Source organism: Lewinellaceae bacterium, from assembly GCA_020636135.1.
Lineage (GTDB): Bacteria > Bacteroidota > Bacteroidia > Chitinophagales > Saprospiraceae > JAGQXC01.
Map to the genome: position 1 here is coordinate 3409882 of JACJYK010000001.1, position 13747 is coordinate 3423628.

General features: G+C 49.2%; 12 protein-coding genes. 9 read left to right on the top strand and 3 right to left on the bottom strand.

The features are described from left to right. Window positions 1-65: 65 nt before the first annotated feature. A complete protein-coding gene (locus H6570_13145) occupies window positions 66-824 on the top strand; it encodes a DUF1080 domain-containing protein (GenBank protein MCB9320222.1) in 759 nt (252 codons plus the stop codon). Here H6570_13145 and H6570_13150 read toward each other — a convergent pair. After that, the gene (locus H6570_13150; protein ID MCB9320223.1) at window positions 821-1417 is read right to left on the bottom strand and encodes an acetate uptake transporter; all 597 of its coding nucleotides are present in this window, start codon (window positions 1415-1417) and stop codon (window positions 821-823) included. The two genes, H6570_13145 and H6570_13150, sit on opposite strands and share 4 nt — an antisense overlap. A gap of 262 nt (window positions 1418-1679) precedes the next feature. Here H6570_13150 and H6570_13155 point away from each other — a divergent pair, with 262 nt between their 5' ends. Both H6570_13155 and H6570_13160 read left to right on the top strand, forming a co-directional pair. After that, window positions 1680-2084: an SRPBCC family protein gene (locus H6570_13155; protein MCB9320224.1), complete on the top strand. Its 405-nt coding sequence runs from the start codon at window positions 1680-1682 to the stop codon at window positions 2082-2084. A 133-nt stretch (window positions 2085-2217) separates the two neighbouring features. Then, window positions 2218-2625 (top strand): hypothetical protein, encoded by a 408-nt coding sequence (locus H6570_13160; protein MCB9320225.1) that lies wholly within the window; start codon window positions 2218-2220, stop codon window positions 2623-2625. Window positions 2626-2708: 83 nt separating this feature from the next. Here H6570_13160 and H6570_13165 read toward each other — a convergent pair whose 3' ends face one another. After that, window positions 2709-5567: a hypothetical protein gene (locus H6570_13165; protein ID MCB9320226.1), complete on the bottom strand. Its 2859-nt coding sequence runs from the start codon at window positions 5565-5567 to the stop codon at window positions 2709-2711. Window positions 5568-5796: 229 nt separating this feature from the next. Between H6570_13165 and H6570_13170 the strand changes: the two genes are divergently transcribed. The 6 genes from H6570_13170 (at window position 5797) to H6570_13195 (ending at window position 12001) form a co-directional block, all read left to right on the top strand. After that, window positions 5797-6345 (top strand): RNA polymerase sigma factor, encoded by a 549-nt coding sequence (locus tag H6570_13170; GenBank protein ID MCB9320227.1) that lies wholly within the window; start codon window positions 5797-5799, stop codon window positions 6343-6345. Window positions 6346-6355: 10 nt separating this feature from the next. After that, a complete protein-coding gene (locus H6570_13175; GenBank protein ID MCB9320228.1) occupies window positions 6356-6700 on the top strand; it encodes a hypothetical protein in 345 nt (114 codons plus the stop codon). 508 nt (window positions 6701-7208) lie between these two features. Beyond that, a complete protein-coding gene (locus H6570_13180) occupies window positions 7209-7550 on the top strand; it encodes a hypothetical protein (protein ID MCB9320229.1) in 342 nt (113 codons plus the stop codon). Between the two features lie 79 nt (window positions 7551-7629). After that, window positions 7630-8049, top strand: coding sequence for an Hsp20/alpha crystallin family protein (locus H6570_13185; protein MCB9320230.1), 420 nt, complete (start codon window positions 7630-7632; stop codon window positions 8047-8049). Window positions 8050-8446: 397 nt separating this feature from the next. Then, on the top strand, window positions 8447-9979 hold the full coding sequence (locus tag H6570_13190) for an SDR family oxidoreductase (GenBank protein ID MCB9320231.1): 1533 nt from the start codon (window positions 8447-8449) through the stop codon (window positions 9977-9979). Window positions 9980-10087: 108 nt separating this feature from the next. Beyond that, window positions 10088-12001, top strand: coding sequence for a tetratricopeptide repeat protein (locus H6570_13195; protein ID MCB9320232.1), 1914 nt, complete (start codon window positions 10088-10090; stop codon window positions 11999-12001). A gap of 175 nt (window positions 12002-12176) precedes the next feature. Here H6570_13195 and H6570_13200 read toward each other — a convergent pair whose 3' ends face one another. Then, window positions 12177-13694, bottom strand: coding sequence for an arylsulfatase (locus tag H6570_13200; protein MCB9320233.1), 1518 nt, complete (start codon window positions 13692-13694; stop codon window positions 12177-12179). Window positions 13695-13747: the final 53 nt, after the last annotated feature.

Here is a 13747-nt window from a genome sequence, read left to right on the forward strand (position 1 = left end):
GGTTAACTAATTCCTAGCAGCACTGTTAGTTGAGTATAGTATCTTGAAACAAATTTATCCGGATCATGAAAAATGGACTTTGCTTCTTCTTTTGCCTCTTCCTGTTTTCAGGCGCTTTTGCTCAAACCGGTGTTGGCGTTAAACCGCCGGTAAAAGCCGATATCCTGTTTGATGGTACGCGCGAAGCTCTCGATGGCAACTGGATCTATTGGGAGGGGCCCAGACTGGGAGAATCATTGCCCATCAAGTGGCAGATCGTTCAGGATCCGGTCGATGCCGGAACCGTGATGAGCAGCAACGATCCTGCTGCTGCAGGCGGTAAATACGGCGCGGCCGATATTGTGACGAAAAAAGAGTACCGGGATTTTCGGTTGCACGTAGAATTTATCATCAACAATCCGGGCGGTAACAGCGGCGTCTATCTCCAGAACCGGTATGAGATCCAGATCCTGGATGGAGATTCCACTGCACACGGGATGGCTGCCGTTATCAACGAAGAAGCTTCACCCTACACTCCTTATAACGGTGTAGGTAAATGGAATTCCTACGATATTCAGTTCAGGGCAGCACGCTTTAAAGATGGCCTCCGTAGTGAGCCAGCCATGGTCACCATGTACTTCAATGGGGTCAAAGTCCATGATAATACTCCAATCCAACAAGTATGGGGCGGGCCTAACTCCGGGATGGATGGAGGTAACAATGGTGGCAAAGGCATCACCGACCGTCCGGGAGGCCTGAAATTGCAGGCTGAAGGCCATGATGTCCGCTATCGGAATATCTGGATCGTCCCACTCAATCTGGATAACCAGGACACCAGGTTCTAGTGACCCGTCTGATCTTCGCCGAGGGGCAGGATGGTCCGGCCATAAACTTCATTCAGCCAAATTCCGAAACCGGTATAACACGACAGCGCTCCCGCCAGCATTCCTATGTATCCTGCCACCGAGATCAGGCTGATGGATTCGGTCCAGTTGCCTATGGCCAACAAAATGAAGAGCAAAGTCAAAGAGCCAAAAACTGCCATATAGCCACGGTGCAGCTTCATGGAGCCGACAAACATGAAAATGGAAAAAATACTCCAGCCAAACAGGTAATACCCCAGTTCGGAATACTCCGGAATACCGGCGATATTGACTTTAAGAAAGATAAGCAGGCCAGCCAGCGTGGTCCAGAATAATGAATAGGCAATGAAGGCGGTGAATCCAAATACGTTTCCCCGGATCCAGGAAAGCAAACCTGCGATGAACTGTGCATAGGCACCCAGGATAAGTCCCATCGCAATGATCATCGAATCCAGCGAAAAGAGCCTGGTGTTGTTCAGGTTCAACAAAATGGTTGTTATTCCCAGCCCCAGCAGTCCCAGCGGTGCAGGATTAGCCAGTGATTTTTGCAGTTGACGAAATTGAATTGCATCCATTATTGTGCGTATTTAATTGATGAAGAAAGTGGCCCGGCTATTTGGTTATTCAGGAAACCCTCCCTTACCGGGTGAGCCTTAAAAAACCGATTATAGCCCGGACTATCCAAAGTACAGCTTTCCATTCCAAACATTTGATGACCATTTTCCCCAAATCCTGCTTACTGAGATGATTTTCATCACCGGGCAATATGTTAGGGTACCTAAAAATCATTTTGTAAATTGTTGATAGACTATTTCAGGTCTCCAAAGAACCTGTGCTATGATAGAGTGTACCAATTCCATTGAGATACGACGTCCCCTTTCGACGGTCGCCTTTTATGCTGCCAATCCGGACCGGGCCACCTCCTGGTATCAGAACATCCAACGTGTCACCTGGCTCACTGCCCGGCCCCTGCAAATAGGGACCCAGGTTGAATTTGAAGCCCGCTTTCTTGGTCGTCAGATGCGGTATACGTATTCGATCATCCACTATGAACCGAAGAAAGAGCTGATCATGGAAGCTGTCACGGGTCCATTCCCGATGCGAACGACCTACTTATGGCAGGCCGTATCACCCGAAGTCACCCGGATGACACTGATCAATGCCGGCGGAAACTTCAGATTTTTCAAACGATGGATGGCCGCCGCCATGAACCGGGCCAACCAAAAGGATCTGAAAAAATAAAAGAAAATTCTGGAAGCACACCTCTCCGCATAGCGTACGACACAGCCCTTCATGATCGTTATCGTTAATAATAATGATGCGGGTTATAGCGCTGGCCTATCATATTCCTTTTATTGGGTGCAAGTTTAACGAAATGTCCAAGATCTCCCAGCCTAGTCATCGACCCGGTATCATCTTTGTCCATACCAATGATGAAAGCCAGTTGTTTCATTTGAGCTTGCAATATCTGGGTAAACTATTACAGGATGATCATCCATCGGGCCATGAGGCGATGATTGGCAAACCATTTCGTATTAAATCAAAAGACAAACCTACCCTGCTACTGGATTTTCTAGCCTTTGCATTGCAGGAATCCATCACGGAAAAAGTGTTATTCAACAAATTGGTCATTGACTACCTGAGTACTCAATTTCTGGATGGCACCCTGTATGGAAAGCCAAGCAATACCCCCCTGACTGCCATAGAATCCATCAATTATCAGGAATCCGACGTGCATCAGAATGCGGATAAATCCTGGGATCTAACCCTGCGGGTAGACTGAACCGATTCAGCATTACTGACCCAGAACCTGACCCCAGGATCAGTCAGATCGATCAGGAGGTGGACTATTGCGGCGATTAATAACTATTCCTGGCCTTTCAACAGCGGATCTGCCCGGATAACCAATGTTTGATTGTAGACCGTATTCCCCACCTGCATGGTTACCACATAGGACCCCGGACCAGCGGTCGTGATCGCATACCGGTCATCGATGGTCATTGGCACGAAGGATTGCTGCAGGTCATGGAGCTGGTGCCGGCGCTGATCATCGTCATTAGCCTGTAGAAACCGCTGGTATTGACGGCGGTTAGCATCCGTCGGGTACTGGCTTAAGTATGATTGCCAGATGGATTCAACTGTTTGCTTTTCTTCCTCGGTATAGGGCGTCGTGTCAAACTCACGGTCCCAACGGTAGCGGTGGATACCCGGAGATGAATCGACTGGTATCTGGTGGCTATGCCCGGAGTGATCACGAATGGTTATCATCACCGAATCTCCGGATGATAGATCGCCAATGAAATAATTGATGACTACGAAACTGGTGAATTCTGCCCTTGGCAGGCTGGATGTATTTTCAATCTCCGGCGGGTTTTTGCCTGCAAAAAGGAAATGCCCGCGCTGACCTCCCCGGCTGGTATTCTCCCATAGCGTTGCCGGAGACTGGCTGAATAAATAGGCTGGTAATGTCCTGACCTCCGGAGTCATTTGCTCCAGGGGCGAGATGTCATCCGCAATCCACAGGCTGCGACCATGGGTGGCAGCGATAAGGTCGTGGTCGCGTTTGTGAATGGCCAGATCGTATACCGAAACGGTCGGGAAATTCTCCATGAATCTTGCCCAGTTCATACCGCGGTCCAGCGAATACCAGATACCGGTCTCGGTACCGATGAACAGCAGGTCCGGATTGCTCAGGTCTTCGCGTACGACCCGGATCACCTCGTCATCCGGCAGTCCGCCCATTAACGGCTTCCAGTTACTGCCATAATCGTCGGTCACAAATATCCATGGCTTAAAAACATCACTCCTGTGGCCATCAAAGGTGACATAGGCACGCGCCGCATTGAAATGGGACGATTCCAGTCTGCTTACCCATAGTTGATCCGGCAGCCCGGGGATCTTCGACCGTACATTATTCCAGTGCTTTCCCCCATCACGGGTAAGTTGTACATTGCCGTCATCGGTCCCGGCCCAGATCACCGTTTCATCGACCGGTGAAACGCTGATGGTACTGATGGCACAGTGCGTCTCAGCTCCGGTGTTGTCGGGAGTAACACCGCCGCTGGCATCTTCTTTGGTCATCTCCGGATCGTTGGTGGACAGATCCGGGCTGATCAGCCGCCAGCTGGCTCCCTGATCCGTGGATTCCAGGAGATGATTGGCACCTGCAAATAACTGTTTTCCGGGATGCGGGCTCATGACCAGGGGAGCAGACCAGTTGAATCGCAGTTGGTCGGTTTTTCCCGTTAAACCATACTCATCTGCATTGATGATGTTGCGGTCGTTGGGTTTAATGTACGTTTGTCGGTGGGTAGGTACGTCATAATGGCTGTATCCACCATTCTCTGCAGAAGTAAAGGCGGTATGCCAGTCGTCCGGATCAACCATTGCATATTGGCCATCTCCCCAGTGTAGTTTCCAGTTGGAATCGTTCAATATTCCGCGGGCATCTCGTGTAAAGCTTGCCGTACCATAAAATCCATTATCCTGCAGTCCCCCATAGACATAATAGGGATCGCGCATGTCGTAGCCGATACGGTAATACTGTGCGATGGGCAAATTGTCAAAAAGCTGGAAATGAACTCCTCCATCGTGGGTCAGTGACACCCCTTTGTCCGCACCAACGTAATACCTCTGTCCTTCCTTTGGGTCCAGCCACATGGCATGAAAATCTCCGTGGATCTCCTGGTCTTCACTACCATTTTTCAGGGTTTTACCGCCATCATCAGAGACCATGAGCCGGGTAGTCAGTAAATAAATCTTTTGCGGATCGACCGGATTGATGCGCACTTGCGAATAATAAAATGGCCGGTTATTGTAGGTGTTCACATATTGCCAGGATTTACCTGCGTCTTCACTGCGGTACAGTCCTGATCCGGGTTTGGAAAGGTCCCTGCTCGCGGTTGCTTCTACCAGAGCCATCAGGATTTTAGGATTGCTGCGGGATATGGCCAGACCGATACGGCCGGTCTCTCCGGACGGTAGCCCATTGGTCAGTTTGGTCCAGGACTGTCCTCCGTCAGCTGACTTGTAAATACCCCCGTTTTCACCACCACTATAAAAAGTCCATGGTTTTCTGATCCGGTGATACATCGCAGCATACAGGATTTTGGGATTCGCGGGATCCCGAACCAGGTCCGTACATCCAGTTTTGCCATCGTCCGGAAGTCCCTTCTTAGGTTTTGACCAGGTTTTGCCCCCATCTTCACTAATAAATAATCCACGATCTCCGGAATACCCCCACAGATGACCGGTAGCACAGGCACAGATCTCTTGCGGCTTGGCCGGATTTAATACCACACGGGAAATATGTCCGGTATTCTCCAGACCGCTCTCCTGAAAGGTCTCCCCTCCATCCCGTGATACGTAGATGCCATGCCCCCAGGAAGTGGAGTTCCGGTTGTTGGCCTCACCGGTACCGACCCAGATCTCCGCCGGATTTGCCTGGCTGATGGCAATATCTCCGATAGAAGCGGTGGCATAATGATCAAAGAGAGGTTCCCATGTAGTACCGGCATTGGCCGAATACCACACTCCTCCGGAGGCTGTTGCGATCCAAACTTTGGTAAAGTCTGACTCCAGGGCTTCCACATCCACAATGCGCCCACCCGGATTAGCCGGGCCAATATTCCGCCACGCGAAAGCAGTGACATCTTCCGGAGTCTGGGCTACCAGATGTCCAAAGGTTAAGCTTGCAAACAGGACAATCAACGTAAACACTTTCATGATTTCTCAGTTATGAGCCATGAAGCTAATGATTTGGGTTGAAAACATGGATCGAATGCGAAGTATGCGCATGCTGTAAAATTGAGCCCAGATGAAATAAGAACGTTGTTATTTATGGCAAATCTTTAAAGTAAATCCGGGGCCTGAACGTCATATACCTATAAGGATGTCCTGAATAAGGCACCTTCCATTATTTTACCTCAAATGAATTAGCTTCGTCCACCGGGACATGATGACCACCGAACGCAGAAATATCACATCCGTCGTCAGGGAATACAGTACCCGACTTTACCGGTTTATACGCGGCCGGGTCTCATCGGATGAAGATGCCGAGGATGTGTTACAGGATGTGTGGTTCCAGCTGAGCAATCTGGGTAACCTGGACGAATTGGAAAGTGCCAGTGCCTGGTTGTACCGGGTAGCCAGAAACCGGGTTACCGATCTCTACCGCAAACGCAAGACAGATTCCCTGGATGGTCTGGCATTGACTGATGACCCGGAAATAGCTCCTGTTACAGACCTGCTCCTGATGGATGACCACGACCCTGAGATCCAGTTCTTCCAGGAAATGTTTTGGGAAGAATTATTCCTGGCACTGGAAGAATTACCTGAAAATCAGCGGGAGGTCTTTATCCTCAATGAGCTGGAAGGAAAAACACTTCAGGAAATTGCGGACATGCGGGGTGAAAAACTGAAGACGATCATCAGTCGCAAAGGGTATGCCATCAATCATTTACGAAAAAAACTATTTAATCTCTACCAGGAGTTAAATTTATAAATCCATAGACATGAAATCTCCTTATCAATCCTATTGGAAACCAAGGCACCGCATGATCCTGGTGCCGGTCATTGCCATTATTCTGGTGGCCAGTGCTCTTGTCCAGTGGCTATGGAACCTTTTGTTACCGCACCTGTTAAATGTTCCACGCATCCGCTATTGGGAGGCTTTGGGCCTCCTGGCACTTTCCCGGATCCTCTTTGGCGGTTTTCATTTCCGCAAACCTTATCCATCATCGCATCGCAGCGCGGTTCGCGAGAAATTCATGCAAATGAGTGAAGAAGAGCGGCAGCAATTCCGCAATCAATGGAAAAACAGATGCCGGCCTAACAGAGAGGAGGAGGAGAAGGGATAATGGGAGAAAGGAGAAGGGGAGAAAGGAGAAGGGGGAAAGGAGAAAGGTATGGGGTATTTGGTATGGGGTCAAAGGAAAAAGGAAAAAGGAGAAAGGGGGAAAGGTGAAAGATATTTTATGTGAACTGGTTGTTCACTCCGGAAAATAAAGTCCACTCCGGTAAAGAGCAATTTCCAAAACATATTGTCATTTCGTACCGACGCTCGTTCCCCGGTGGTCATCCAAGAATTGAAGGTGAAGGATGAGTCCGCCTTAATGTCTTAGCCTGGCAAGCCGAAATGGAGGAATCTCATTCCAATTGTATATTGGATTATCTCAAAAAATGGAAATAGCACGAATACCCTGGGGATTACCCGATACTTCTCATTCTTTCAAAAAAAATAAAAAAAATTTTATCCTCTTAAAGTAATCATGGCAATTATCCGTCTTCCTGAATGAAGACACCGTGAATCAAATAAAATTCAGCGTGTGTCAAAAGGAATTATTCAACAATTAAACTTGGAATAAAATGAGACCTTCCATTTTTCGTGTGTTTCCGGGAGTAGTTATGATGGGATTTGTACTTTTCTTCCTGCCATTTCTACTGCTAAAACTGGCATTTCTCCTCCTGATAGGAAGTATAGCCATGCGTCTGATCTTCAGGAGACCGCGGTATTACCAATACCATGGGTACCATCCGTATCATTCCCGGACTGACACCATCTATGCCATCCCGGAAGAAGAATACGACATGCCTTTTCGCGGACGGATGAATACCAACGGGCATTATGGTTACCGGTCAAGACCTTTCCAACCGGATGAAAGCGTTTACCGGGAACGCGATTTTGTAACACCCATTATTAAAGTGTAACCGGATAATCATCCGATTCATCACGCAGACGACAGCACTGCACCACAGACATTTTTTCTCATTACTAAATTCGAATTAAATGCATCGACACGCACATCACTGGCATGGCCAGTGCGGACCATCCTCTGGATTCCAAAAACATGGCTGGCAAGGCCGGCACCAACGGAGACCGAAATACAACGTCCCCATCAACGTCATCGAAACCGATGAAGCGTTTGAAGTGAACGTATTTGCTCCGGGATTTGATAAATCTCAGATTACCCTCAGTGTAGCGGATGACATTCTCTACATTCTGGGAAGCAAACCACTTGCCGAGGGTGAAGAGCCGGATTTCATTCTCCAGGAATTTCCGATCAAATCATTTGAACGCCGCCTGGCACTCAACGGCAAGGTGGATACGGCTGGAATATCTGCCAAACAGGAAAATCAGGTATTGATCATCCAATTGCCCAAATCCGCCGAAGCGAAACGGGAGGAGATCAAAATTGACGTTATTTAGTGGTTGTATTTCGTTATCGGGGGCTGCATTCCAGCCCCTGATTTATTTTTCTTATACACTCAAATTTTTATTCATGATCATTTCAATATTAGCCCTATACTGGCTGGGGCAGTTTCTGTATGACCGGATTGCACAACTCCAATTGTTTCAGATTAATAATCGGAATTAATAATAACGGACTTTAATTCATCCACGCTATTTTTTGAAATTACCCATCCTTATTAAAGCTAACTATCGAGATCCCATCGCTTCAACAATCGGTAAAAAATACACCGGCGTTCCGATACCTACTGATCCGGATTCGGGAGTAGCACTGCTTGCTCTTTACGCCTCCAATTGAACCATTTCACGAATAACCTCCAAATAGTATCTTTGCCGCCACTCAGGTCGTATTGATATGGAGACCAACAAAAAACAAAATGTGCCGCTTTCCGAAGACGTTATCGGCGAATGCATCCGGATCCTAAAACACCTTTCCGGTCATTATCATGAAGTGGATGCCCTACCGGAAGAAATGCGGATTGAATTACTGAAGGCAGCCGGGATGCTGTCGCGCCCCGATCGCCACGAGTACCGTCTCAGGGACAAACAGGTGAAAAAATCCCGCAAAAACACCATCCGCAAAAACGAAAGGCAAAAAAGTGCGTTGACCGGGATACGGCAAGCCCGCACCTCCGCCGTCTTTGTCGCACCTGCCCTCACCGGGGGTGAATCAGAACCAACAAATACGTACGAAAATCCACGTGATTGTTACATCTGCCGGGCCAAATACACCGAGGTTCACCATTTTTACGATGCCCTTTGCCCTGACTGTGCATCTCTTAATTATGCCAAACGTCATCAGACCTGTGATCTTTCCGGCCAGGTAGCAGTCATCACCGGAGCCCGCGTCAAGATAGGCTTTCAAGCTGCGTTGATCTTGTTGCGTGCCGGAGCTACCGTGGTTGTTACAACCCGATTTCCCCTGGATGCCTCTGCACGCTTTGCCGCCCAGCCGGACTTTGACGGCTGGTCCACACGACTCCACATCTATGGCCTGGACCTGCGTCACACCCCGAGTGTGGATCTATTTGCCGCCTACCTTTCCGAACAGCTTTCCCGTCTGGATATCCTGATCAACAACGCAGCGCAGACCGTACGTCGCCCTCCCGGGTTTTACGCCCATCTGATGGAAGGAGAATCGGTCCGCTGGGAAGATTTAAGCCCTTCGCGCCAGTCGCTGCTAAAACAATACCATCAGCTCGTAAGTACGATTGCACCCACTTCCGAAACGCAGGCCCCTGCAGCGGTCTCCTGGGGTTCTTCGGCACCGGTAGGCATCGGGATCCATGCATCAGCTCAATTGTCCCAAATGCCTTACCGTTTTGACCGGTCACTGGACACCGAACAGGTTTTTCCTACCGGAGAACTGGATGCCGACCTGCAGCAGGTAGATCTGCGGAAGACCAACAGCTGGCGATTGAAACTGGGCGAAATCGAGCCCCTGGAAATGCTGGAAGTACAACTAATCAATGCGGTTGCTCCCTTCGTCCTCAACAACCGGCTGGTCCCGTTGATGAAAAAAGATTATACCGGCCAAAAGCATATCGTCAATGTCACAGCCATGGAAGGAAAGTTCTACCGGTTTACCAAGGAAGAACGTCATCCGCATACCAATATGGCCAAGGCGGCCCTGAATATGCTAACCCACACTTCAGCCGGTGACCTGGCCAAACAGGGCATCTATATGAATGCCGTCGATACGGGATGGGTCACTGATGAAGACCCGGTTGAACTGGCACAACGTAAGATCAAAGATCACGACTTCCAGCCTCCATTGGACATTGTCGATGGTGCCGCCCGCATCTGCGATCCTTTCATTGATGGTATTAATACCGGGCAACACTGGTCGGGTAAATTCCTGAAGGATTATTTCCCGATTGATTGGTGATCCTGAATGCTGTCATTCCGGTTCCGCGTCAAGACCGGCGAATATGTCCGGAAAGTAATTATATTGGGATAATCGTGGGCTCCGGTCCGACAACAGAACTGGATCACAATGAGACGATGTCTGGTCTTTATTACGGCACTAACGCTTTCCCACGCAGTACTCGGGAGCACTGTTCTGGATAGTCTTTGGCGAGCATTGGGATCAGCTAAAGATGATACCTCCCGGATCCTTCTGACTCAACAAATCGCGCGCAAGACTGCTGCTTTTGACCTGGATTCTGCTTTCACCATGGCACACCGTGCGCAGTCTTGGAGTGAACGCATCGGTTATTTGCGCGGACAGGCTGAGGCCTATTACCAGCTAGCGCGCCTATACAACATGAGCAATCAGCTGGATACGTCCATTTTGTATTTCAACAAATCCATCCCGATCTGTTTATCGCAGCAATACACCCGGCTCCTGGCGAACAACTATTGGTTTTTGGGAAATACCATTTCAAACCAGGATGATTACCAGACGGCCGCAGACTATTACCTGAAAGCCATTCCCCTGTTCGATGCGTTGCAGGACGAGAATTCCCTGATGTCCATCTTCATCAATTATGCCTGGGTCCGTTCCGAGACGGGCAAATATCCCGAAGCCAGTGAATACCTCTATAAGGCTATCCGGCTGGCAGAACAAAACAACCAGGAACGTACGGTCTTCAATGCCAACCATGAACTGGCCTATATTCTGGTGTGCATGGAAAATTTCCCAGAAGCGTTCAAGGTATGCAAGGCCAATGAGGCCCGTGCCATTGCTCTCGATGAACAGGATAAAATTTCCATTGCAGCCGGCGATTTCGCCAACTATTACGGCAATTTGGGTAAAATCGATAGTTCGCTGTACTACAACCTGAAAGACCTCGCCATCCAGCAGAAAACTGAAAACAGCAAAGACCTGGCTCTGGTCCTCAATAATGTTGGGAGTGACTATCTGGCTATGAAGGAATACCATAAAGCCATCGAATATTTCCAGGCTTCGCTGGCATCCTCCGGCCAGCATCGCAATACGTACAACCAGATCCTCAGCATGACCCAGATCGGAGAAGCCTACCAGGGGCTGGGGTCTTTTTTGCGGGCGGCTTCCATCCAGAGGGATGCTTTGAATCTTGCTCATTCGATCGGGAATGCACAACTTACCGAGGACATCCTACGGAGTCTGGACAGCCTCTACCGCCAAACCCGTCAATATGAATTGGCTTATACGACGTTGCGTGCTTTGAACAAATTGCAGGACAGCACTGAATCGGTCGAAAAAAACAACCAGATGGCCGAGCTCCGGGCCCAGTACGAATCGGAGAAACAAGCCAAAGAAATTGCAGTACAAAAAACCGAGATCCTTTCATTGGAGGCCCAGAATGATCGCGAACGCAGCCGGAAGGCCATGGCATTTCTGGGCTTGCTGGCTTTGAGCATTTTGTCCCTCTGGATCATCAACCGGCAGCGACTGAAGATCCGCAAAGATGCCGAGATCCGTCAGCAGGAGCAACGTGCTCAAAAAGCAGAGATGGCTGCAGCATCATTGGAAAAAGAACAGCTGGAATCCGAATTGCTGTTCAAACAAAAGGAGCTTACCTCGCACACCTTGCACCTGATCCAAAAAAACGAGTTGCTGGAAGAGTTAAAGGACCGGCTGGAAACCATGAAAAAACATGCCACTTCGCCCACTGTTAAAGAAATAGCCAGGATGGACCATCTGATCGACTTCGACCGCTATCAGGATGAGGACTGGCAAAATTTCAAGTCGTATTTCAATCAGGTCCACCCGAATTTCGAAACCAAACTGAAATCCGATCACCCGGAAATCACGGTTAATGACATCAAACTGGCCGCCCTGATCCGAATGAGTCTCACCACGAAGCAAATTGCCACCATCAATAACGTCTCTATCCTAGCCGTTAAAAAGGCCCGCTACCGCCTGCGCAAAAAATTGAATATTTCCGAAGACGAAAGTCTGGAAGATTTGCTGATGGGGATTTAGAGGAACAGTATTTTCAAGTTAGTAGGCAGTAATTAGAGGGTTAGTATTCAGTAATTAGTAGTCAGTAATTAGTATTCTGTAGTCAGATTACTGTCTACTGTCTACTGTTTACTGTCTACTGCCTACTGCCTACTGCCTACTGCCTACTGTCTACTGTCTACTGCCTACTGCCTACTCAATACTTAAAAATCTCCACCTTCACATCATTCTCCTGTTTCAGACCGGGGGTACTGCGGCCGGTTTTGACGTATTGATTCAGTAATCCCTGGAGCTGGGTGACAATGTTCGTGTATTCCTGCGCCAGATTGTTTTTCTCACCGGGATCCCTGACGAGGTCAAACAATTGTACTCGAGGCAAGCTATCAGCCAGCACCTCTGCAGTGGTCGGGTGACTCCAGCCTCCTGACCCACCACAAAATACCGCTTTCCACCGTCCCTGCCGCAATGCGAAACAACCCTCAATGGAATGGTGGACGGTAGCACCACGCAAATACCCGGCTGAGTCCTGGCGAAACAAAGGCATCAGGCTGTAACTGTCTTCACCGGCATTGGCAGGAAGTGAATCCTGTACGATATCCGCACAGGTGGCCAGCAGGTCGGTGAGGCAGGTGGTCTCCCCGGCGGTACTTCCGGCAGGAATATGTCCAGGCCAGCGCGCTATGAAGGGGATGCGATGTCCTCCTTCGTATATATCGGCCTTGGCACCACGGTAAATGTAACTTGGGTGATGGCCCAGTGAATCCAGTTCCGGAAAATCGGCCATCGGCGAGCAACCATTATCGCTGGTAAACAGGATCAGGGTTCGATCCAGCACTCCCTGGGCTTCCAGAGCCTGCCGGACCTGGCCAACCATATTATCGACCATGAGTACAAAATCACCATACGCATTGGTATGCGATTGACCCTGAAAGTCGGATCCGGGAAGGATCGGAGTATGAGGTGCCGTCATAGGAAAATACAAGAAAAAAGGTACCGAATCATGCCCGTGTTGCTCTATAAATGCCACTGCTTTCCGGGTCAGCGTTGGCAATACCTCTTCGGGCACAAAATCCGCTCCCCGTGGGCCTTGCCGGATAAATGCCTTCCCGGAATGCGCCGCCTGGGTGTCAAGCTGCATTGAGGTAGAACGGTTATTCTCGATGTAGATGTACGGGGGAATATCCAGCGACGCGGAGATGCCATAGAAATAATCAAAACCAAGCTGATTGGGTCCCCCGGTTATCGGTGCGGTCAGTACTTCATGACCTTCACTATCCTTGGACCATCCCAACCCCAAATGCCACTTACCAACACACCCGGTCCGGTAACCTTTTGACTTCAAAAACGAAGCGACCGTCATCCGGGATTCCGGTATCAGCGGTGGATCATAACTCCAGGTGACGCCTTGCTGCAACGAACTACGCCAGGCATACCTCCCGGTCAATATTCCGTATCGTGTGGGAGAACATACAGCGGAACCGCTGTGGGCATCCGTAAAACGCATGCCTTCGCGAGCCAGCTGGTCGATGTTTGGTGTTGCAATTTTGCTTTGGGGATTGAAAGCAGTGACATCGCCATAACCCAGATCATCAGCCAGGATATACACGATATTGGGCAATGCCTCCTTAGCCGGTTGCTGATCCTGATGTTGACAGGAACCCAGCAGGAGCACCAATCCTGCCGCATAAATCGGATACTTAATTCTCACAGTCATCCATTTCTTTCACTTAAATGCTAAAAATAGTGCTTTAAGCCGCTAATTTTAGT

Excerpts from the sequence above, each read along its gene's own strand:
- H6570_13145 (MCB9320222.1), top strand. The coding sequence starts at position 66 with ATGAAAAATGGACTTTGCTTCTTCTTTTGCCTCTTCCTGTTTTCAGGC.
- H6570_13150 (MCB9320223.1), bottom strand. The coding sequence starts at position 1,417 with ATGGATGCAATTCAATTTCGTCAACTGCAAAAATCACTGGCTAATCCT.
- H6570_13155 (MCB9320224.1), top strand. The coding sequence starts at position 1,680 with ATGATAGAGTGTACCAATTCCATTGAGATACGACGTCCCCTTTCGACG.
- H6570_13160 (MCB9320225.1), top strand. The coding sequence starts at position 2,218 with ATGTCCAAGATCTCCCAGCCTAGTCATCGACCCGGTATCATCTTTGTC.
- H6570_13165 (MCB9320226.1), bottom strand. The coding sequence starts at position 5,567 with ATGAAAGTGTTTACGTTGATTGTCCTGTTTGCAAGCTTAACCTTTGGA.
- H6570_13170 (MCB9320227.1), top strand. The coding sequence starts at position 5,797 with ATGATGACCACCGAACGCAGAAATATCACATCCGTCGTCAGGGAATAC.
- H6570_13175 (MCB9320228.1), top strand. The coding sequence starts at position 6,356 with ATGAAATCTCCTTATCAATCCTATTGGAAACCAAGGCACCGCATGATC.
- H6570_13180 (MCB9320229.1), top strand. The coding sequence starts at position 7,209 with ATGAGACCTTCCATTTTTCGTGTGTTTCCGGGAGTAGTTATGATGGGA.
- H6570_13185 (MCB9320230.1), top strand. The coding sequence starts at position 7,630 with ATGCATCGACACGCACATCACTGGCATGGCCAGTGCGGACCATCCTCT.
- H6570_13190 (MCB9320231.1), top strand. The coding sequence starts at position 8,447 with ATGGAGACCAACAAAAAACAAAATGTGCCGCTTTCCGAAGACGTTATC.
- H6570_13195 (MCB9320232.1), top strand. The coding sequence starts at position 10,088 with ATGAGACGATGTCTGGTCTTTATTACGGCACTAACGCTTTCCCACGCA.
- H6570_13200 (MCB9320233.1), bottom strand. The coding sequence starts at position 13,694 with ATGACTGTGAGAATTAAGTATCCGATTTATGCGGCAGGATTGGTGCTC.